The organism is Providencia sp. PROV252 (assembly GCF_033676005.1).
In the GTDB taxonomy this organism is placed as follows: domain Bacteria; phylum Pseudomonadota; class Gammaproteobacteria; order Enterobacterales; family Enterobacteriaceae; genus Providencia; species Providencia vermicola.
The window spans coordinates 3,056,670-3,078,445 of the sequence record NZ_CP096294.1 but is presented as its reverse complement, the minus strand read 5'-3'; the positions used below and the strand labels follow the sequence as shown (position 1 = coordinate 3,078,445).

Annotated in this window: 18 protein-coding genes; all 18 read left to right on the top strand. The window is 43.6% G+C overall.

Annotated features, from left to right (window positions below; all coding sequences use genetic code 11):
* The first annotated feature begins 84 nt into the window (after positions 1–84).
* The 18 genes from leuO (at position 85) to ftsQ (ending at position 21,750) form a co-directional block, all read left to right on the top strand.
* A complete protein-coding gene (gene leuO / locus M1F05_RS14190; protein ID WP_206082713.1) occupies positions 85–1,053 on the top strand; it encodes a transcriptional regulator LeuO in 969 nt (322 codons plus the stop codon).
* A 244-nt stretch (positions 1,054–1,297) separates the two neighbouring features.
* On the top strand, positions 1,298–3,130 hold the full coding sequence (locus M1F05_RS14185; RefSeq protein WP_206082712.1) for an AMP-dependent synthetase/ligase: 1,833 nt from the start codon (positions 1,298–1,300) through the stop codon (positions 3,128–3,130).
* Positions 3,131–3,490: 360 nt separating this feature from the next.
* The gene (ilvI, locus tag M1F05_RS14180; protein ID WP_206082711.1) at positions 3,491–5,218 is read left to right on the top strand and encodes an acetolactate synthase 3 large subunit; all 1,728 of its coding nucleotides are present in this window, start codon (positions 3,491–3,493) and stop codon (positions 5,216–5,218) included.
* Between the two features lie 2 nt (positions 5,219–5,220).
* A complete protein-coding gene (gene ilvN / locus M1F05_RS14175) occupies positions 5,221–5,712 on the top strand; it encodes an acetolactate synthase small subunit (protein ID WP_206082710.1) in 492 nt (163 codons plus the stop codon).
* 84 nt (positions 5,713–5,796) lie between these two features.
* Complete coding sequence (gene cra / locus M1F05_RS14170; RefSeq protein WP_206082709.1) at positions 5,797–6,813, top strand: catabolite repressor/activator; 1,017 nt, start codon at positions 5,797–5,799, stop codon at positions 6,811–6,813.
* Between the two features lie 698 nt (positions 6,814–7,511).
* The gene (gene mraZ, locus M1F05_RS14165) at positions 7,512–7,970 is read left to right on the top strand and encodes a division/cell wall cluster transcriptional repressor MraZ (protein ID WP_206082708.1); all 459 of its coding nucleotides are present in this window, start codon (positions 7,512–7,514) and stop codon (positions 7,968–7,970) included.
* Positions 7,971–7,972: 2 nt separating this feature from the next.
* Positions 7,973–8,926 (top strand): 16S rRNA (cytosine(1402)-N(4))-methyltransferase RsmH, encoded by a 954-nt coding sequence (rsmH, locus tag M1F05_RS14160; protein ID WP_206082707.1) that lies wholly within the window; start codon positions 7,973–7,975, stop codon positions 8,924–8,926.
* Positions 8,926–9,246 (top strand): cell division protein FtsL, encoded by a 321-nt coding sequence (ftsL, locus tag M1F05_RS14155; RefSeq protein ID WP_206082706.1) that lies wholly within the window; start codon positions 8,926–8,928, stop codon positions 9,244–9,246. Before rsmH ends, ftsL begins: the two co-directional genes overlap by 1 nt.
* Before the next feature lie 11 nt (positions 9,247–9,257).
* The gene (gene ftsI, locus M1F05_RS14150; RefSeq protein WP_206082705.1) at positions 9,258–11,024 is read left to right on the top strand and encodes a peptidoglycan glycosyltransferase FtsI; all 1,767 of its coding nucleotides are present in this window, start codon (positions 9,258–9,260) and stop codon (positions 11,022–11,024) included.
* Positions 11,011–12,498, top strand: coding sequence for a UDP-N-acetylmuramoyl-L-alanyl-D-glutamate--2,6-diaminopimelate ligase (gene murE / locus M1F05_RS14145; protein WP_206082704.1), 1,488 nt, complete (start codon positions 11,011–11,013; stop codon positions 12,496–12,498). Before ftsI ends, murE begins: the two co-directional genes overlap by 14 nt.
* The gene (gene murF, locus M1F05_RS14140; protein ID WP_206082703.1) at positions 12,495–13,859 is read left to right on the top strand and encodes a UDP-N-acetylmuramoyl-tripeptide--D-alanyl-D-alanine ligase; all 1,365 of its coding nucleotides are present in this window, start codon (positions 12,495–12,497) and stop codon (positions 13,857–13,859) included. The genes murE and murF overlap by 4 nt, the downstream gene beginning before the upstream one ends.
* Positions 13,853–14,935: a phospho-N-acetylmuramoyl-pentapeptide-transferase gene (mraY, locus tag M1F05_RS14135; protein WP_206082702.1), complete on the top strand. Its 1,083-nt coding sequence runs from the start codon at positions 13,853–13,855 to the stop codon at positions 14,933–14,935. Before murF ends, mraY begins: the two co-directional genes overlap by 7 nt.
* 1 nt (position 14,936) lies before the next feature.
* Positions 14,937–16,247, top strand: coding sequence for a UDP-N-acetylmuramoyl-L-alanine--D-glutamate ligase (gene murD / locus M1F05_RS14130; protein WP_206082701.1), 1,311 nt, complete (start codon positions 14,937–14,939; stop codon positions 16,245–16,247).
* Positions 16,247–17,440 carry a cell division protein FtsW gene (ftsW, locus tag M1F05_RS14125; RefSeq protein ID WP_206082700.1) on the top strand — a complete coding sequence of 398 codons (1,194 nt, stop codon included), beginning with the start codon at positions 16,247–16,249 and terminating at the stop codon, positions 17,438–17,440. The genes murD and ftsW overlap by 1 nt, the downstream gene beginning before the upstream one ends.
* The gene (murG, locus tag M1F05_RS14120; RefSeq protein WP_206082699.1) at positions 17,437–18,510 is read left to right on the top strand and encodes an undecaprenyldiphospho-muramoylpentapeptide beta-N-acetylglucosaminyltransferase; all 1,074 of its coding nucleotides are present in this window, start codon (positions 17,437–17,439) and stop codon (positions 18,508–18,510) included. Before ftsW ends, murG begins: the two co-directional genes overlap by 4 nt.
* 45 nt (positions 18,511–18,555) lie before the next feature.
* Entirely contained in the window at positions 18,556–20,019 is a 1,464-nt protein-coding gene (gene murC, locus M1F05_RS14115) for a UDP-N-acetylmuramate--L-alanine ligase (protein WP_206082698.1), read from the top strand.
* Between the two features lie 2 nt (positions 20,020–20,021).
* Positions 20,022–20,942 (top strand): D-alanine--D-alanine ligase, encoded by a 921-nt coding sequence (locus M1F05_RS14110; RefSeq protein WP_206082697.1) that lies wholly within the window; start codon positions 20,022–20,024, stop codon positions 20,940–20,942.
* Position 20,943: 1 nt separating this feature from the next.
* Positions 20,944–21,750, top strand: coding sequence for a cell division protein FtsQ (gene ftsQ, locus M1F05_RS14105; protein WP_206082696.1), 807 nt, complete (start codon positions 20,944–20,946; stop codon positions 21,748–21,750).
* Positions 21,751–21,776 lie beyond the last annotated feature (26 nt).

Sequence of the window (21,776 nt, the reverse complement as noted above, 5' to 3'; positions counted from 1 at the left end):
GAGTTTATATATTCGTCGGTATTTTTAAGGTGAATTTGTCTTTTCGTTAATGAAAAATGATAAATATATTTAGTGGAGTAAAAAATGACTGATTTTGATACGATTTCAACAGGTAAAAAAGAAAGCAGCGATATTCACCTACGTAATGTTGATTTAAATTTATTAACCGTTTTTGATGTCGTTATGCAGATGCAAAATGTCACGAAAGCAGCACAAGTTTTGGGGATGTCTCAACCCGCGGTGAGTAATGCGGTTTCACGTTTAAAGTCAATGTTTAACGATGAACTATTTGTTCGTTATGGCCGTGGTATCCAGCCTACATCGCGGGCAAAACAGCTTTTTGGGCCTGTAAGACAAGCGTTGCAATTAGTGCATAATGAATTACCTGGCGCAGGTTTTGACCCACAAGATAGCGACCGTATATTTAATTTATCGATTTGTTCACCTTTAGATATTCGCTTGGCTGCTATGATTGTTGCAAAATTTAAAATGGCCTCACCTAATATTAATGTGTTTATTCATTCATTTTTGGATAATAACATTGCACATCAGTTAAAATATCAAGAAATAGATTTCTTTATTGGATATAACCAATTCGAAAAACCCGAATATCAACATCAGGTTTTATTTAATGATGAACTGGTATTAGTTACAGCGAATAACCATCCACGAATTGTTAATTCTATTAAAGAGTATGATTTAATGAATGAACGACACGCAATCATGTCAATGGACAATATTGGTTCATTCAGCAAACCTTATTATTACAATACTGAATTGTCCCATACTATTAGTTATCAAGGCACTGACCTCAGTAGTGTATTAAATATCGTTGCACAAACCGATTTAGTTGCAATTGCGCCTAAATGGTTAGTTGAACATTATACAGGGCAACTGAAATTACGTACTTTACCATTGCTTTTAGAAAGTCAGTCTCGTCCTTGTTATCTGACATGGCATGAATCAACTGCAAGGGATAAAGGCCACCAATGGATGAAATCGCAATTCAGCCAAATGATTGCGGAACTCTTGGACCAAGCTGTCGCGGCTTAAGGTAAATACTCTGAATGGAGCCTTGAACTATAGGATTCTTGGCTCCAAGACAAGTTAATTCACTCATTCTAGAGAATACTATGATGAGTTTTGCGGCAAACATAACATTTGCAGAAAATTTACATACAAAAACTTTCCTCCTACGTTATTAGTCGATACACTGCCGATATTCAGCTAACACTTGTAAGCTGAAATAATGAAACGGTTAAGTTCTTGTGAAGATACCGAGTGACTTATATCAATAATGACCGATAGGGAATTAACTTTGATTACTGAAAATCTATATCCATACCATTTAGTCAATCGCTTACGTAGCAGAATTAACGCACACGAATCAGCGAGCCGGATAGCTTTCAGTCAATGGAATAATGGGCAACAAAGCTCATTAACATGGAATGAAGTGGGGGAGCGCATCTCTGCGATTTCTCGCCACCTCTTGGCCTTAGAAGTTTCAACACAGGAAAATATTGGGTTATTTGCCCATAACAGCATGAATTGGTCACTGATTGACTTAGCGTCACTTCAGATTAGAGCCGTGACGGTTCCGCTTTATGCGACCAGCAGTGTTGAACAAGCCGCTTATATTATCAACGATGCCAACATTAAAGTGTTGTTTGTCGGTGAACAAATGCAATATGACATTGCGTGCCAATTGCCTGCGCTTTGCCCGCAATTAAAAATGATTGTCGTCATGGACGAGAGTGTTGAGTTGATTGATAACTCAGTGGCAACCTTACACTTGTCGACTTTTATGGCACAAGCACAACCTGAATACCAAATGGAGCTGGATGCCCGAATTTCAGCCCATAACCTCAGTGATTTATTTACGATTATCTATACATCAGGCACTACAGGCGAGCCAAAAGGCGTTATGTTGGATTATTACAATATGGCTGCCCAACTGTATCTGCACGATGAACGATTACAACTCACCGCCGATGATATTTCGTTAAGCTTTTTACCGTTATCTCATGTGTTTGAGCGCGCTTGGAGTTTCTATGTCATACACGTGGGGGCACTTAACGTCTATTTAACGGACACCAATTTAGTGCGAGAAGCGCTAGCTGATGTCAAACCAACGGTGATGTGTGCAGTGCCGCGTTTCTATGAAAAAGTTTACAGTGCGGTGCAAAGTAAGGTATCGAAAGCGTCGTGGGCACGTAGAATGCTATTTAAGATGGCAATTTCCCTTGGTAAACGTCGCATTAAAGCGCTGTCAAAAGGCGGCACACCATCATTAATCAATCAGGCTATCTTTCCATTAGCGGATAAATTGGTTTTAAGTAAAATACGCGAGGGGTTAGGGGGGCGCATTCGTTTTATGCCCGCCGCAGGAGCGCGTTTAGATGACGATGTTATTGCCTTTTTCTTATCCGCAGGCGTGGATATTAAATACGGCTATGGTATGTCAGAAACATGCGCGACGGTTTCATGTTGGGAAGAGGGTAAATATCCACTAGGTTCGATTGGTACACCATTATCTTCGGTTGAAGTGCGTATCGGTAAAGATGATGAGATCCAAGTCAAGGGCCCTGTCGTGATGAAAGGTTACTACAATCGCCCGAATGAAACCTTAGACACGTTTACCTCCGACGGTTGGTTAAAAACAGGTGATGCAGGGAAAATTGACGAGCAAGGTAATTTATATATTACGGATAGGCTCAAAGACTTAATGAAAACGTCTAACGGCAAGTATATTGCACCTCAAATGATTGAAGGGGTATTAGGCCAAGACAAATTTATTGAGCATATTGCCGTCATTGCCGATGCACGTAAGTTTGTTTCTGCATTGATAGTTCCTTGTTATGACAGCCTAGAAGAGTACGCGCATTCGATTAACTTAAAATATCGTGATCGCCTTGAGTTGCTGAAAGATTCTAATATTGTGGCACTTTTTGAAGCTCGTTTAAAAGATCTGCAAAAAAATATAGAGAATTTTCATCAGGTTAAGCGTTTTACCTTGTTGCCCACTACGTTTTCAATGGAAAAAGGTGAATTAACGCCAACGTTGAAATTGCGCCGTAAGATTATTTCTGAACGCTATCAATTAGAAATTGAATCTATGTATCAAGAGTAATTAAGCGTTTTATTATCAGGCTTATTTCTATTTCGGTAGGTGAGCCTGATTTCTATATATTCATTTCATCCATGTTCTTTTTTCTTATTCATTACTGCCTGCAGTACAAAATATTTCACGTCGTTAGTTGGTTGGAAAATAGTCAATATTTCTTCCATTTTTTCCATATGCAGTTATTCCCTCTGTGAACGATAAATGTTTAAGATGATGTGAAATACTCGCTATTTTTGTGCTGAAATGATGTTTGCTTCGTTTCAGCCAGAGAGATATGTTAATAGCACGCATTAACCTGTTTAAACGATAAAAATAAAGGGGTAATTAATACCTCTTAACTTGCAAATAATGTCTGGGGGCAAACTCATGGAGAAGTTGTCGGGAGCTGAAATGGTCGTCAAATCATTGATTGACCAAGGAGTAAAGCACGTGTTTGGATATCCAGGCGGTGCAGTATTAGATATTTATGATGCGCTTCATACCGTTGGTGGTGTGGAACATATTCTGGTGCGTCATGAACAAGCCGCAGTGCATATGGCCGATGGCTATGCTCGCTCAACAGGGGATGTTGGTGTAGTTCTCGTCACTTCAGGCCCCGGGGCAACTAATGCGATTACTGGCATAGCAACTGCTTATATGGACTCTGTGCCGATGGTGGTGCTATCAGGGCAGGTTGCTAGCTCTTTAATCGGTAATGATGCATTCCAAGAATGTGACATGGTAGGAATATCTCGCCCGATAGTGAAACACAGTTTCTTAATTAAAAGTGCTGAAGAAATTCCTGAGACGATTAAAAAAGCCTTCTACATTGCGGCGAGTGGTCGCCCTGGACCTGTCGTTATCGATTTCCCGAAAGATACGGTAAACCCTGCACTTAAGTTTCCTTATCATTATCCTGAATCTGTTTCTTTACGCTCGTATAACCCTACACTGCAAGGGCACAAAGGGCAGATCAAAAAAGCACTTTCTAAATTAGTCGCTGCGAAAAAACCCGTCTTCTATATTGGTGGCGGTGCGATTAACGCCAATTGCTCAGCGGAAATCATTGAATTAGCAGAGTCATTAAAATTGCCTGTTGTATCCACGTTGATGGGCTTAGGGGCATTTCCTGAAACTCATAAGCAATCCGTAGGGATGTTAGGTATGCATGGGACTTATGAAGCAAATAAAGTCATGCATAATTCAGATGTCATTTTTGCTGTTGGCGTGCGGTTTGATGACCGCACTACGAACAATTTAGAAAAATATTGTCCGAATGCGACTGTGATCCAAATTGACGTTGACCCAACTTCAATTTCAAAAACGGTAAATGCAGATATTCCGATTGTTGGTGATGCGAAATCAACCTTAAAACAAATGTTAGGGCAATTAGATCAAGCTGTTGCAAAACAAGATGAAAATGCATTAAAAGATTGGTGGAAAGACATTGAAGAGTGGCGCAAAAAACAGTGTCTACGTTATGAAACCAATCAAACAAAAGTCAAACCACAGCAAGCCATTGAAATGATTTACCGTTTAACAAATGGTGAGGCATATGTGACATCTGATGTTGGTCAGCATCAAATGTTTGCCGCATTGTATTATCCTTTTGATAAACCAAGACATTGGATAAATTCAGGTGGTCTCGGCACGATGGGCTTTGGCTTACCTGCTGCATTAGGGGTGAAGTTAGCCCATCCAAACTCAACAGTGGTTTGTGTGACGGGTGATGGCAGCATCCAGATGAATATCCAAGAGTTATCAACGGCATTGCAATATGGCTTGCCTGTGTTAGTTCTGAACCTCAATAATGGCTTTTTAGGGATGGTGAAACAGTGGCAGGATATGATTTATCAAGGCCGCCATTCACAATCTTATATGCAATCGCTCCCTGATTTTATTAAATTAGCGCAGGCATATGGCCATGTTGGAATTTCAATTGCTTCTCCTGATGAACTGGAAGAAAAACTCAAGCAAGCGCTTGTGGAAGTGAATGAAAACCAACGCTTAGTATTTGTTGATATCAATATTGATGAAACCGAACACGTTTATCCAATGCAGATCCGTGGTGGAGCAATGGACGAAATGTGGTTGAGTAAAACAGAGAGGACCTGATTATGCGTCGTATTTTATCCGTTTTATTAGAAAATGAATCAGGTGCTTTGTCCCGTGTCATAGGTCTGTTTTCTCAACGTGGTTATAATATTGAAAGTTTGACGGTTGCACCCACTGATGACCCAACATTGTCACGAATGACTATCCAAACCAAAGGCGATGCGAAAGTTCTTGAGCAAATTGAGAAACAATTGCACAAGCTGGTGGATGTTCTGCGTGTGAGTGAGCTGACGGCTTCAGCACATATCGAACGTGAGATCATGTTAGTGAAGCTTCAAGCGTCTGGTTATGGGCGTGATGAAGTGAAACGCTGTGCAGATATTTTCCGTGGGCAAATCGTTGATGTTACACCAACGCTTTATACCGTTCAGCTCGCAGGAACAAGCGATAAACTGGATGCTTTCATCGAATCAGTACGTGGTGTTGCTGAAATTGTTGAAGTTGTACGCTCGGGTATTGTCGGTGTTTCGCGTGGTGACAAAATTATGCGGTGAAAAATTTATCTTCCAAAGGTAGAATACTCGGATATAAGGCCTCGAATGACTCGAGGCTGCTCCCGAAATTAAAAAGAGGTTAACGTGAAACTGGATGAGATAGCCCGTCTAGCGGGTGTTTCCCGCACAACGGCTAGTTATGTGATCAACGGCAAGGCCAAGCAGTATCGAGTCAGCGATAAAACTGTTGAAAAAGTGATGGCAGTTGTCAGAGAGCACAATTACCATCCAAATGCAGTTGCTGCGGGGTTACGTGCAGGGCGCACCCGTTCCATTGGGTTAGTGATCCCTGATCTGGAAAATACCAGCTATACACGTATAGCAAATTATCTAGAAAGACAGGCACGTCAACGTGGCTACCAACTGCTAATCGCGTGTTCTGAAGATCAACCTGACAACGAAATCCGTTGTGTTGAGCACCTTTTGCAGCGCCAAGTTGATGCTATTATTGTGTCGACTGCACTTCCACCAGAGCACCCTTTTTATCAGCGCTGGGCGAACCGTTCACTTCCTATCATTGCACTGGATAGGGCGCTTGAAAAAGAGCACTTTATTAGTGTTGTAGGGGATGACCAAGAAGATGCTTTTATGATTTCAGCTGAATTGCGTAAATTCAAAGCTGAATCGGTATTGTACTTAGGGGCATTACCTGAACTGTCTGTCAGCTATTTACGTGAACAAGGTTTCCGTAAAGCATGGAATGGCGATACACGTGAACGTGAAGTTGACTATTTGTATGCAAATAGCTACGAGCGAGATGCTGCCGCAGAAGTATTTGCGAATTGGCTCGACAGCGGTAATGAGATGCCAGATGCGTTATTTACAACATCCTTTTCTTTACTCCAAGGCGTACTGGATGTGGCTCTTAAACGTAGTGGCCGTTTGCCTGAGCATATGGTTATTGCGACTTTTGGGGATAACGAATTATTGGATTTCCTCGGTTGCCCTGTGCTATCACTTGCTCAGCGCCACCGTGATATTGCAGAGCGTATCTTAGAACTAGTATTAGCTAGCCTCGATGAAAAGCAAAAACCCGAGGCAGGTATCACTCGAATTCGTCGTGACTTATGTCGTCGTGGAAGTTTAGGTCGTAAGCAATAAAAAATAGCCGCAACTTTAGGCGATCAGTGTAATGCCATTCAATAATGAGTGATGTTGATCACGATTATGAGTAATATAAGGGCCCCTACAATGTAGGCGCCCTTTTTTTATAGGCTAAAAATAAGTAAATATTTAACTTTAGGAATTATCCTAGTCGATTATTTATTTATTTTGTAACAAAAGCTAAATGCGATAAAAACAAAAATAAAAAAGGTTTTTGCATAGGTTTGCATTGGGTTGGTTACTTCTTTTGTAATTTTAATACTGTTTATTAAAACAGTTGTTTAGTTCAATGAAATATAACGGTTTTATTTTACTGGAGAGGCGTTTTTATCTTTACAGTGCATCAACACTGTTTTACGAACAGATTAAAAGTAAAGAATTGGTACGAAATACACTGATTAAAAATGAGATAGAGATTGGATTTAGCGTCGTTTGTATGATTTTTCAACAATAAACAGCCACTTTGCTATTTTGTGCGAAATTTATAAAATAAGCTAATTATATCAATTTGTTATTTCTTATTTTCTTTCCAAGTAAGATTTTACTCGTCCTTCTATTTTCTGAATTGTTCTGTAAATAAACCTAAAGCCAGGTGTGACTGGCTTGACAAGGTTTTCATACCATTCGTAAACTTTATATGTGGAGAATTGTGGGGTAAAGTGGGTAGCTAGGAAATAAAAGGGGTTTAATCGGGTATGTTTCGTGGGGCAACACTGGTTAATCTCGACAGCAAAGGGCGGCTAACCGTGCCTACTCGTTATCGAGGAATGCTGACCGAGGAAGCGAAAGGGCAAATGGTCTGTACCATTGACCTTCACCAGCCGTGCCTGCTGCTTTATACCTTGCCTGAATGGGAAATCATTGAAGAAAAGCTGTCTCGTTTATCTACCATGAACGAAGCAGAACGACGTGTACAACGGCTTTTACTGGGTCATGCTAGCGAATGCCAGATGGATAATGCAGGACGTCTTTTGTTAGCCAATACATTGCGCCAACACGCAGGGCTAACCAAAGAGGTCATGTTGGTTGGCCAGATTAATAAATTTGAACTTTGGGATGAGCAAACTTGGTACAAACAAGTGGAAAATGATATCGCTGCGGAGCGTCTCACCACTGAACCACTCTCAGCCCGCTTACAGGATTTGTCACTATAACAATGACGCAACAGCAATTTAAGCACGTAACCGTATTATTGGATGAAGCCGTTAATGGCTTGAATATTAAGCCAAATGGTATTTATATCGATGGCACTTTTGGTCGAGGTGGGCACTCTCGCTTAATTTTAAGTCAATTGGGTGAGCATGGGCGTTTAATCGCCATTGACCGTGACCCAGAGGCAATTAAAGCCGCCGAAGCCATTGATGATCCACGTTTTATGATTAAGCATGGCCCGTTCTCTGACATTGCACAATATGTGGAAGAAGAAGGGTTAACGGGGCAAATTGATGGTGTTTTATTGGATTTAGGCGTGTCTTCACCGCAATTGGATGACCCAGAAAGAGGGTTTTCATTTATGCGAGACGGACCATTGGATATGCGCATGGACCCAACCAAAGGGCAATCGGCACAGCAATGGTTAATGAACGCAGAGGCTGATGACATTGCATGGGTGCTGAAAACCTTTGGCGAGGAACGTTTTTCGAAGCGTATCGCTAGGGCGATTGTGGAACGCAATCATAACCCCGAAGAAGAGCCATTAACACGGACACGCCATCTGGCTGAATTAATTTCAAAAGTCAGCCCGATGAAAGACCGACATAAACATCCTGCAACTCGCAGTTTTCAGGCTATTCGTATCTACATCAATAGTGAACTGGAAGAGATTGAGCAGGCACTAAACGGTGCGATGAGGGTTTTAGCACCAGAAGGGCGTTTATCAGTGATCAGTTTTCACTCTTTGGAAGACAGGTTAGTTAAACAATTTATCCGTAAAAACAGTAAAGGGCCAAGTGTGCCTGCTGGGATCCCACTGACAGAAACGCAAATTAAAGCATTAGGTAGCGCGCAGTTACGTGACTTAGGCAAAATGAAGCCTTCAGATAATGAAATTGACGAAAACCCACGCGCACGAAGCTCTGTGCTGCGTTTTGCAGAAAAGGCGACGCAATAATGGTTCCTGAAAGGCACAGCCTAGCACGCGTAATTGGACGTGATTTATTTCGCTACGGCATCGTTCCTTTGATTTTATTGGCTGCGATTATTATTAGCGCCGTGTTTGTGGTTACAACGGCACATGAAACTCGCTTATTAACTGCAGCTAAAGACAAATTGTACGAAGAAAAAGATTCGTTGGATATTGAATGGCGCAATCTGATCCTCGAGGAAAACGCATTAGCGAGCCATAGCCGTATTGAGCGTTTGTCCGTTGATAAATTACAGATGGTTCAAGTTGAGCCATCACAAGAAAAAATTATTGTTTCTCAACAATAAAAAGGTTCCCAATGAAAGCACCAAAAACAGCAAAAAATAAGAAACAAGAAGAAAGTACCAGCTTTGTCCGCTGGCGCTTTATTTTGCTGTGCGGGTGTATTGTCTTAGCGCTAGCAGGGTTATTAACGCGCGTGGCTTACCTGCAAATTATTGCCCCTGAAAAACTGGTTAAAGAAGGGGATATGCGCTCTTTGCGTGTTCAAGAAGTGGCAACTGCTCGGGGTATGATTAGTGATCGTGAAGGTCGGCAGCTCGCGGTCAGCGTGCCAGTTAATGCAATTTGGGCAGATCCAAAAGAAGTGTTTGAGAAAGGTGGAATTAGCAATGATGAGCACTGGAAAGCGCTTGCAGACGCACTCGAAATTCCACTCGAGCAAATTACCAAGAAAATATCGGCCAATCCACGTGGCCGTTTTGTGTATTTAGCGCGCCAAGTTAACCCATCTATCGGTGACTACGTTAAAAAATTAAAAATCCCAGGTATCTACCTGCGCAAAGAATCTCGCCGTTATTACCCTTCAGGCCCTGTGACAGCACACTTGTTAGGTGTGACAAACATTGATGGTGAAGGTATTGAAGGTGTTGAAAAAAGTTTTGACCGCTGGTTAAAAGGCGCTCCAGGAGAGCGTACTGTTCGTAAAGATAGAAATGGTCGCGTGATCGAAACGATTTCATCAGTCGATAGCCAAGCGGCGCATAACCTGACATTAAGTATCGATGAACGCATTCAATCAATTGTTTACCGTGAACTGACTCGCGGCGTGCAAGAAAATAAAGCGGAATCAGGTGTGGCGATTTTAGTGGATGTACACACTGGGGAAATATTGGCGATGGCCAATAGCCCATCGTATAACCCAAATAACCTTGCTGGCACAGCAATGGATGCCATGCGTAATCGCGCAATTACCGATATTTTTGAACCAGGTTCAACAGTAAAACCAATGGTGGTAATGAGCGCATTACACAACAAAATTATTAAAGAAAATTCAGTCATTAATACTTATCCATATCGTATTAGTGGACATGAAATTAAAGACGTTGCGCGCTATGCGGAATTAACGATTACTGGAATTTTACAGAAGTCGAGTAACGTGGGTGTTTCTAAACTGGCGTTAGCGATGCCTGCCACAGAGCTGGTGGATGTGTATAGCCGCTTTGGGTTTGGCAAGCCGACTAATCTGGGGTTAGTCGGGGAAAGTAGTGGCATCTTTCCAAGTAAAAAAACACGGTGGTCTGATTTAGATAGGGCCACCTTTTCTTTTGGCTATGGGCAAATGGTAACACCGTTACAATTAGCGCGAGCCTACGCAACAATTGGTAGTTTTGGTATCTATAGGCCGCTATCTATCACAAAAGTTGACCCACCAGTACCAGGAACTCGTGTTTTCCCTGAGCCAATTATGCGTACGGTGGTGCATATGATGGAAAGTGTAGCTCTGCCTGGTGGTGGTGGTGCTCGTGCCGCGATTAAAGGTTATCGTATTGCAATTAAAACAGGTACCGCGAAAAAAGTCGGTCCTGAAGGGCGATATGTTGAAAAATATCTCGCTTATGCAGCGGGTGTAGCCCCTGCAAGTAATCCACGTTATGCGCTTGTTGTATTAATCAACGAGCCAAGCGGTGGTAAGTACTACGGAGGGGCAGTTTCTGCTCCTGTGTTTGGTTCGATTATGGGCGGAGTCTTACGACTGATGAATATTGAGCCAGATGCGTTACAACCTGATGATAAAAATGAAATTGTGAACAGTCAAAAAGAGGTTAAAAGTGGCAGATCGTAATCTTTGTGATCTTCTTGCGCCATTTGGTGTAAGCACAACTCCTATCTCACTACGTGAGATGACGCTAGACAGTCGAAAGGCTGCCGCGGGCGATCTGTTTATTGCGATAAAAGGCCATCAGTCGGATGGTAGGCATTATATTCCTCAAGCGATTGCACAAGGGGTTGGTGCTGTGATTGCAGAGGCACAAGGTGAAGCTGAAGAAGGCGAAATTCGCTTTGTTCATGGTGTGCCAGTGATTTATCTCAATGACTTAAACAATCGTTTATCTGCACTGGCAGGTGAGTTTTATGACCAGCCTTCTGCCAAAATGAAATTAGTCGGCGTGACGGGAACAAATGGTAAAACAACAACAACCCAACTGATTGCACAGTGGGCGCAAGGTCTTGGCGAGACAAGCGCTGTGATGGGAACTGTTGGAAATGGTTTATTAGGGCAGGTTTCACCAACGGAGAATACGACAGGCTCTGCGGTAGATATTCAGTTAGAACTCACGCAGCTATTAAATAAAAAAGCCACATTGACTGCGATGGAAGTGTCCTCCCACGGTTTAGTACAAGGGCGTGTCGCTGCATTGCAATTCGCTGCCGCAGTGTTCACCAACCTAAGCCGTGATCACCTTGATTACCATGGTGATATGGAAAATTATGAAGCGGCAAAATGGTTACTTTTCTCGACGCATCAAACTAAAAATCAAATTATTAATGCAGATGATGACGTTGGGCTGAAATGGTTACAACGCCTACCACAAGCATGTGCGGTAACGATGGAAAATCGTATTCCAGCCAACTGGCAAGGGCCTTGGTTAAAAGCTACTGAAGTGGAATACCACGATAAAGGCGCGACTATTCATTTTGATTCCACATGGGGTAACGGCGCATTTGAAAGTCCATTAATGGGGGCGTTCAACGTCAGTAACTTATTAGTTGCGATGGCGACATTGTTAATGATGGGTTACCCACTTGACTCGTTATTAGCATCCACATCTTCCCTTTCCCCTGTTTGTGGTCGAATGGAAGTTTTTAGTGCACCAAACAAACCGACCGTGGTTGTTGATTACGCTCATACACCTGACGCGTTAGAAAAAGCGCTTGCAGCAGCTCGTTTACATTGTAAAGGGCAGCTTTGGTGTGTGTTTGGTTGCGGTGGAGATCGCGATAAAGGTAAGCGCCCACTTATGGGTGCTGTGGCAGAAGAGTGGGCAGATAAAATCATTATCACTGACGATAATCCTCGCAGTGAAGACCCAATGGATATTATCAACGATATTATGGCGGGCTTACTGGATTCAAGTCGTGCTCTAGCGATACCAGGGCGTCCAGAAGCAGTAACTAATGCTATTTTGCAAGCTTCACCAGATGATGTGATTGTCCTTGCAGGGAAGGGGCATGAAGATTACCAAATTATAGGTAATCGTAAGTTAGATTATTCAGATCGCTTAACGGTGGCACGGTTATTGGGGGTGATAGCATGATCCCATTAACCCTCACGCAACTCGCAAAAATCACTTCAGGGCGGATTGAGTTTGCATCTAACTGCGAATTTGTGCTTGAAAGCGTTAGCACAGACAGCCGTAAAATTGGTGAGAACGGTTTGTTTATTGCCCTTAAAGGGGAGCGTTTTGATGCTCATGATTTTGCTGAGCAAGTGGTGGAAGGCGGTGCAAAAGCCTTATTAGTCGATCGCCAACTGGCCGTAAATTGCCCACAAGTGGTTGTTGATGATACCCGTATTGCAATGGGGCAACTGGCTGCCTGGGTTCGCCAGCAAGTGAGTGCTCGCATTGTTGGTTTAACAGGATCATCGGGCAAAACGTCTGTGAAAGAAATGACGGCATCTATCTTGGCTGAGCGAGGCAAAACCTTATATACCGCAGGTAACTTAAATAACGATATCGGCGTGCCGTTAACACTGTTTCGCTTAACGCCAGAGTACGATTTTGCTGTGATTGAAATGGGGGCTAACCACCCAAATGAGATTGCTTACACCACTAATATTGTTAAGCCAGAAACGGCATTAGTAAACAATTTATTTGGTGCGCACTTAGCAGGGTTTGGTTCGCCAGAAGGCGTGGCAAAAGCCAAAGGTGAAATTTACCAAGGTATCCCAGAAGAAGGGACGGCAATTGTCAATTTAGATAGCTACAGTGAAAAATGGCAGTTCCAACCACGCCAAACGGTGTGGTATTACTCATTAACACAACAGCCTAAAGCTGATTTTTACCCAACAGATATTCAAATCAAACAGCTAACAACAGATTTTGTGTTACATACGCCAGTTGGGTGCGTTGATATTACGTTACCACTACCAGGCGTCCACAATATTGCCAACGTATTAGCGGCGAGTGCATTAGCCATTTCGGTTGGGGCAAGCCTTGAAGATATCAAGAATGGCTTAGCAAATACCAAAGCCGTGCCAGGCCGTTTGTTTCCTGTTCGCTTAGCAGAACACAAAGTGGTGTTGGACGACACCTACAATGCCAATGATGGCTCCATGATTGCCGCCATTCACGTACTGGAAAAAATGCCAGGTTACCGCATTTTAGTTGTCGGTGATATGGGCGAGCTTGGCGATTACGCAGAAGAGTGCCACCAACGTGTTGGCGTTGCGGCTAAACAGGCTGGTTTAGATAAAGTATTCAGCGTTGGTCAACTCAGTAAGTTGATCAGCGAATTTAGTGAGTGTGGTGAGCACTTTACGGTAAAAAGCGATTTATTAACCCGACTAATTCCGCTAGCACAGCAGAATGATGTTGTTTCCATTTTAGTTAAAGGTTCACGCAGCTCCGCGATGGAAGATGTGGTGAATGCATTGAAGGAGTGCTTCGAATGTTAGTCTGGCTTGCCGAAATGTTGGTCCACAAGTTTTCCGTCTTGAACGTCTTTTCATATCTGACGTTCAGAGCCATTGTCGGTTTGCTGACTGCACTTGCGATTGCGTTATGGATGGGGCCGCACCTGATTGCTTATCTGCAAAAAATGCAGATTGGGCAAGTCGTGCGTAGCGAAGGCCCTGAGTCACACTTCAGTAAGCGTGGCACGCCAACTATGGGCGGTCTGTTGATCCTGTTTTCAATTACAGTGTCAGTTTTACTGTGGGCGCGCTTAGATAACCCTTATGTTTGGTGTGTATTGCTGGTGTTAATCGGCTACGGCATCGTTGGTTTTGTGGATGATTACCGCAAGGTAGTAAGAAAAGACACGCGTGGCTTAATCGCTCGTTGGAAATATTTTTGGCAGTCCGTTATCGCGTTAGTTGTTGCTTTTTCTATGTATACGATAGGCAAAGACACGCCAGCCACTCAACTTGTTGTGCCATTCTTCAAAGATGTGATGCCACAACTGGGCATGTTATACATTTTACTGACCTATTTTGTGATTGTCGGTACCAGTAATGCGGTGAATTTAACGGATGGCCTTGATGGCTTAGCCATCATGCCAACGGTATTTGTTGCAGCTGGTTTTGCATTAGTGGCATGGGCGACAGGTAACGTCAATTTTGCGGGCTACTTGCATATTCCATTCTTACCACACGCAGGTGAGTTGGTGATTGTTTGCACGGCTATTGTTGGGGCAGGTTTAGGTTTTCTTTGGTTTAACACATACCCAGCACAAGTTTTTATGGGGGATGTAGGCTCACTGGCGCTCGGTGGTGCATTAGGTACAATCGCCGTTTTACTGCGCCAAGAATTCCTATTAGTGATTATGGGTGGGGTGTTTGTGGTTGAAACCTTATCCGTTATTTTACAGGTCGGTTCGTTTAAATTACGTGGTCAACGGATCTTCCGCATGGCACCAATTCACCACCATTATGAATTGAAAGGCTGGCCAGAACCTCGTGTTATCGTGCGCTTCTGGATTATTTCCTTGATGCTAGTGCTGATTGGGCTAGCAACGTTGAAGGTGCGTTAATATGGTTGATTATCAGGGTAAGAACGTTGTCATTATAGGTCTGGGCGTCACAGGTCTATCGTGCGTTCAATTTTTCATTGAGCGTGGTGCTGTGCCACGCGTGATGGATACCCGTGCAACACCTCCGGGTGTGGATAAACTGCCTGAAAATGTGCAGTGCCATAGCGGAAGTTTGAACAACGCATGGCTTCAAGAAGCCGATTTGATTGTTGCAAGTCCAGGGATTGCATTAGCGACACCACAATTGCAGGAAGCTGCGCAAAACGGTATTGAAATCGTCGGTGATATCGAGCTGTTTTGTCGTGAAGCGGATGCGCCAATTGTGGCGATTACAGGGTCAAACGGGAAAAGCACTGTTACCTCATTAGTCGGGGAGATGGCGAGCGCGGCAGGGATTTCTGTCGGTGTGGGTGGCAATATTGGCACGCCAGCGCTGTCTTTACTCAATTCAGGCCATGCATTGTACGTTCTAGAGTTATCCAGTTTCCAACTCGAAACCACATCAAGCCTAAAAGCGGCAGCAGCAACGGTACTGAATATCAGCGAAGACCATATGGACAGATATCCGCTGGGCTTATCACAATACCGCGGTGCGAAATTAAAAATTTATCATGGTGCACAGAACTGTATCGTGAATATGCAAGATGCGTTAACGCTGCCTGAAAACCAATCCGCTGATGAATGTATTGGTTTTGGGGTGAACAGTGGCAAGTATTGCTTTGACACGAAAAATCGTGCGTTGGTGGTCAACGGTAAAACATTGTTAGACGTGAATGAGATGCGCTTGACGGGCCAGCATAACTATTTGAACGCACTGGCTGCGTTAGCCCTTGCGGATGCGGTAAATATTCCGCGCCCTGCTTGTATTGAGGTGTTGAAAACCTACGCTGGGTTAGCACATCGTTTTGAATTGGTATTATTTAACAATGGAGTACGTTGGATTAATGACTCCAAAGCCACTAATGTGGGCAGTACTGAAGCCGCATTGAATGGGTTGCATGTTGACGGCTCAGTCTATCTATTGTTAGGTGGTGATGGTAAGTCGGCTGATTTTTCATCGTTAAAACAATATATTGCCGCGGATAACTACCATTTATATTGCTTTGGTCGTGATGGTAAATCATTAGCCGCTTTAGCCCCTGAAAAATCAGTATTAACTGACACGATGGAGCAAAGCTTACGTCAAATTGCACCGCAATTAAAAGCAGGGGATATGGTGTTATTATCGCCAGCTTGCGCCAGTTTAGATCAGTTTAAAAACTTTGAGCAGCGTGGCGCTATTTTTGCTCAATTAGCGAAGGAGCTTGGGTAATGACCATACCGGGTGCGATGCGTTTAAAAAATTGGGTCATTGGTGAAAAAAATGGCGTAATTTCAGGCTCAACGCTGTACGACCGTACATTGGTCTGGTTGGCATTCGGTTTAGCGGCTATCGGCTTCATTATGGTGACCTCGGCGTCGATGCCAGTAGGGCAGCGTTTGACAGAAGACCCGTTTTACTTTGCAAAACGCGACATGGTCTATCTCGTTATTGCTTTCGCCTTATCATTAGCGGTCATGCGCATACCGATGGCTTTTTGGGAAAAGTATAATTTCCTATTTTTGATGGGCTCACTGGGCATGTTAGTCGTGGTATTAGTGGCAGGGAGTTCGGTTAACGGGGCATCTCGTTGGATTGACGTCGGGTTAGTGAAAATTCAGCCAGCTGAAATTTCGAAATTCACTCTATTTTGCTATGTTTCAAGCTACTTAGTACGCAAGTCAGAAGAAGTTCGTACTCGCTTTCTCGGGTTTATCAAACCGATGTGTATTTTGATTGTGATGGCATCATTACTGCTTTTACAGCCTGACTTAGGTACAGTCATTGTATTAGTCGTCACAACATTAGGCTTACTGTTTTTAGCGGGCGCAAGGCTGGCACCGTTTATTATCGGTATTGCCACCTGTGCGGTGGGGGTATTAGCGCTGATCTGGTTTGAGCCTTACCGTTTGCGCCGTGTGACCTCGTTTTTAAACCCATGGGATGACCCATTTGGTAGTGGCTACCAGTTAACACAGTCATTAATGGCATTTGGTCGTGGTGAAATGTTAGGCCAAGGGTTAGGAAATTCAGTTCAAAAACTGGAATACCTCCCTGAAGCGCATACTGACTTTATTTTCTCCGTGTTAGCGGAAGAATTGGGGTATGTCGGAGTTGTATTAGTCCTGTTAATGGTGTTCATGTTGGCATTTAGGGCGATGATGATTGGGCGTCGTGCGTTGATGTCTAACCAATTATTTGGCGGCTATATGGCCTGCTCTATTGGTATTTGGTTTACTTTCCAAGCTTTGGTTAACGTTGGTGCAGCCTCAGGTATGCTGCCAACGAAAGGGTTAACGTTACCCCTAATTAGTTATGGTGGTTCCAGTTTATTAGTGATGGCCGCAGCGATAGCGGTATTACTGCGAATTGATTTTGAAACACGCCTAGAAAAAGCGCAGGCGTTTGTAAGGAGTACCAAATGAGTCAGCCCAAAAAATTACTCGTCATGGCAGGTGGAACAGGAGGGCATGTCTTTCCAGGGCTCGCTGTGGCGCATTATTTGCAGGCTCAGGGCTGGGAAATTCGCTGGTTAGGTACTGCCGATAGAATGGAAGCGACCTTAGTGCCAAAACATGGCATAGATATTGAGTTTATTCAGATTTCAGGTTTAAGAGGCAAAGGTATTGCCGCACAGTTAGGCGCGCCATGGCGTATTTATAAAGCGATACGACAAGCGAAAACAATCATCAAGCGTTATCAGCCCGATGCGGTATTAGGCATGGGCGGGTATGTTTCAGGGCCTGGCGGTATTGCGGCATGGCAGTGTGGTGTTCCGGTTGTTCTGCATGAGCAAAATGGCATCGCGGGTTTGACGAACAAATGGTTATCACGCATCGCAAAACGGGTTTTGCAAGCGTTTCCGGGGGCTTTCCCTGATGCGCCTGTAGTTGGTAACCCTGTTCGTGAAGATGTACTGGCACTTCCTACGCCAGCGGTTCGCTTAGCAGGCCGAGAAGGCGCGATACGCGTGTTAGTTGTCGGTGGTAGCCAAGGCGCACGGATTTTAAACCAAGTGATGCCGCAAGTTGCTGCAAAAGTAGGCAAACAGTTAAATATCTGGCACCAAGCGGGAAAAGGCAGTAAGGAATCCACTGAAGCGTTGTATAATGAACAGCTGCAAGTTTCAGGCAATTCTGAGTATAAAGTTACTGAATTTATTGACGATATGGCGCAAGCTTATGCTTGGGCAGATATTGTTGTATGCCGTTCTGGCGCATTGACCGTCAGTGAAGTTGCAGCCGCAGGTTTACCTGCTATTTTTGTTCCTTTTCAGCACAAAGACCGCCAACAATATTGGAATGCATTACCACTGGAAAAAGCGGGCGCTGCGAAGATCTTAGAGCAACCACAATTTACCGCTGAAGCGGTAGCAAACTTGCTTGAGCAGTGGGATAGAGCAGAATTGTTGTCGATGGCTGAAAAAGCCCATGATTGTGCAATTAGTGATGCAACTGAACGTGTTGCAGCCGTGATTTGCGAAGTGGCTAAATAGTTTTAGTCACATTTGATACCGATTTTATAAAGAAGCGAAAACAGAGTGAATACACAACAATTAGCGAAATTAAGAACATCAGTGCCAGAAATGAGAAGAGTCAGGCACATCCATTTTGTCGGCATCGGCGGTGCAGGCATGGGTGGTATCGCTGAAGTGTTGGCAAATGAAGGCTATGAAATTAGTGGTTCAGACTTGGCACCCAATGCTGTGACTCAACAATTAACTGAATTAGGTGCAACGATTTATTTTAATCACCGTCCAGAAAATGTTGAGAATGCCAGTGTGGTTGTCGTTTCAACGGCGATTTCAAGTGAAAACCCTGAAATTCAAGCGGCGAAAGAACTCCGTATTCCAGTTATTCGTCGTGCAGAAATGTTGGCTGAATTAATGCGTTACCGTCACGGTATCGCTGTTGCGGGAACACATGGTAAAACGACCACGACGGCGATGATTTCAGGCATTTATGCACAAGCAGGTTTAGACCCTACGTTTGTTAACGGCGGGTTAGTGAAATCAGCGGGAACACATGCACGCTTAGGGAGTAGCCGTTATCTGATTGCAGAAGCGGACGAAAGTGATGCATCGTTCTTGCATTTGCAGCCATTAGTCGCAGTAGTGACCAATATCGAAGCTGACCACATGGATACTTACCAAGGTAACTTTGATAATTTAACGGACACTTTCATTAATTTTCTGCATAACTTGCCATTTTATGGCCGAGCAGTGATGTGTATTGATGATCCTGTTATTCGTACATTGCTACCAAAAATTGGCCGCTACATCACCACTTATGGTTTTAGTGAGGACGCCGATGTGCGCATCACCAAATACGAACAAAAAGGCAATCAAGGATTTTTCACTATTGCACGTGAAAATATGCCGGAATTGACGGTCGTGTTGAACGCACCAGGTCGCCATAATGCATTAAACGCCACAGCTGCGGTTGCGGTTGCGACGGAAGAAGGCATTGATGACTTACACATTTTGTCTGCATTGGTGGAATTCCAAGGTACAGGGCGCCGTTTTGACTTCTTGGGTAATTTTGCATTACGCAATGTCAACGGCAAAGAAGGTGAGGTCATGTTAGTGGATGACTATGGTCACCACCCAACAGAAGTGGATGCCACCATTAAAGCAGCACGAGCAGGTTGGCCAGATAAACGCATTGTGATGATTTTTCAACCTCATCGTTATACACGTACCCGTGATTTATACGACGATTTCGTCAATGTATTAGGGCAAGTGGATGTATTGCTGATGTTGGATGTCTATTCAGCGGGTGAAAAGCATGTTGCAGGGGCTGATAGCCGCTCATTGTGCCGCACAATTCGAGGTCGTGGTCAGATTGATCCGATTTATGTTTCAGAACCGGAACAAATTTCTCACCTTTTAGCTCAAACTCTTGATGAAAATGATTTAATTTTAGTTCAAGGCGCAGGAAATATTGGTAAAATAGCCAAAACGCTCGCGGAAACGAAATTACAGCCGCCAATGGTCGAGGAATAAACATGGCAGAGAAAATTGCGGTGCTATTTGGTGGGACATCAGCTGAACGTGAAGTGTCACTTCAGTCAGGAAATGCCGTATTGGCAGGGCTTCGCCAAGGCGGAGTTGATGCGCATCCTATTGATACCAAAACTTTCCCTGTTATTACACTAAAAGAAGCAGGTTTTGATAAAGTTTTCATCGCATTACATGGTCGAGGTGGTGAAGATGGTACGATCCAAGGGATGCTTGAATACCTTGGTTTGCCTTATACTGGAAGTGGCGTAATGGCATCGGCACTGAGTATGGATAAACTCAGAACAAAACAATTATGGCAAGGTGCGGGACTAAGTGTATCTCCTTATATATACTTAACTAAACAGCAACATTTGCAGATGAGCAGTGAACAAATCACTGCAAAAGTTAAGGCTCTGGATTTGCCATTAATTGTAAAACCAAGCTTAGAAGGTTCGAGTGTTGGTATGAGTAAGGTGGACAGCTTAGATGCATTACCTGCGGCACTTGAATTAGCGTTTCGTTTCGACGAAACCGTATTAATTGAAAAATGGCTCAGTGGTCCTGAATACACCATCGCGGTATTAGGTGATAAAACTCTACCGTCGATTCGTATCCAGCCGCCAGGAATATTTTATGACTACGAAGCAAAATATTTGTCTGATGAGACCCAATATTTCTGCCCAAGTGGTTTAGATACACAACGTGAGTCTGAGCTTGCTGAGTTAGCGATGAACGCCTATTTAACGGTCGGTTGTGATGGTTGGGGGCGTGTTGATGTGATGCAAGATAGCGATGGCCAGTTTTACTTGTTGGAAGTGAACACTTCGCCAGGTATGACAAGCCACAGCTTAGTACCAATGGCCGCGCGTCAGGCAGGTTTAGATTTTTCGCAGTTAGTTGTGCGAATTTTAGAATTGGCTCGTTGATATGTCACAAGCAGCGTTAAACGTCAGGCATCATAATCATCACAATGATGATGACCCACGTTCAGGCCCAAGTAATGGGGCATTTTTAGGCGGATTATTTTTCTTTCTCATCGTTGTCGGTACCATCGTTTGGAGTGGTTGGATGGTGATGACGTGGATGAAAGATGCTGACAGGCTACCGATGTCAAAGCTCGTCTTAACAGGTGAGCGGCATTACACCAAGAACGATGATGTAAGAAAGGCGATTTTATCGTTAGGGCAACCGGGTACGTTTATGACTGTCGATGTCAACGCTATCCAAAACCAAATAAGTATGATGCCATGGATACGCCAAGTTACTGTGCGTAAACAATGGCCAGATGAATTAAAAATTCATATTGTTGAGTATCAACCATTCGCCAGATGGAACGATCAAAATATGGTGGATGTAGAAGGTAGGGTGTTTAACTTACCAGCAAGCGAAAATGGTAAAGGGGATTATGTATTGCTTTATGGCCCACAAGGTAGCCAAAAAGAGGTACTAAAAGAGCTCGCTAACTTTAAAAATACGCTTGCGACAAATAAGTTAAAGCTTAAATCGTTATCAATGACAGCCCGTCATGCATGGCAGATCATTTTGGATAACGACACCCGAATCGAACTGGGTAAAAAAGATGTTTCAGAGCGGTTAAATCGGTTCCTTGAACTTTATCCGATCTTGCAGCAAACAACGGACAAACGCGTCGACTACGTTGACTTACGTTATACCAGTGGTGCTGCGGTGGGCTGGGCGCCAGTTTTGGTCGATGCACCACCGGGGTTACAATAAAAAATATTGCTAATAACTCAAATTAG